The sequence below is a fragment of the Pseudoalteromonas sp. SR45-5 genome (genome assembly GCF_014163565.1).
GTDB classification, from domain to species: domain Bacteria; phylum Pseudomonadota; class Gammaproteobacteria; order Enterobacterales; family Alteromonadaceae; genus Pseudoalteromonas; species Pseudoalteromonas distincta.
Window position 1 is genome coordinate 1 of the sequence record NZ_JACJDN010001031.1, and the last position, 386, is coordinate 386.

Genomic DNA, 386 nt, shown 5'->3' on the forward strand with positions numbered 1-386 from the left:
TAAATGGTGCCTCGACGCGGAATCGAACCACGGACACGAGGATTTTCAATCCTCTGCTCTACCGACTGAGCTATCGAGGCACATAAACTGTGCTAGTTACAGATTAACGAAATTAACCTTTAACTTAATAAATGGTGCCGACTAACCGAGTCGAACGGTTGACCTACTGATTACAAGTCAGTTGCTCTACCAGCTGAGCTAAGTCGGCACACAAAACTGTGTGCTAAGGCACGTTCAATTTTAAAGATTGAGAACTTAAAGTAAATGGTGCCTCGACGCGGAATCGAACCACGGACACGAGGATTTTCAATCCTCTGCTCTACCGACTGAGCTATCGAGGCACATAAACTGTGCTAGTTACAGATTAACGAAATTAACCTTTAACT

The 386-nt window shown here is 44.0% G+C and carries 3 tRNA genes; all 3 read right to left on the bottom strand.

Annotated features, from left to right (window positions below):
- Positions 1-4 precede the first annotated feature (4 nt).
- A tRNA-Phe gene (locus H5072_RS20825) sits at positions 5-80 on the bottom strand.
- 52 nt (positions 81-132) lie between these two features.
- Positions 133-208, bottom strand: a tRNA-Thr gene (locus H5072_RS20830).
- A gap of 57 nt (positions 209-265) precedes the next feature.
- Positions 266-341: transfer RNA gene (locus H5072_RS20835), tRNA-Phe, on the bottom strand.
- Positions 342-386: the final 45 nt, after the last annotated feature.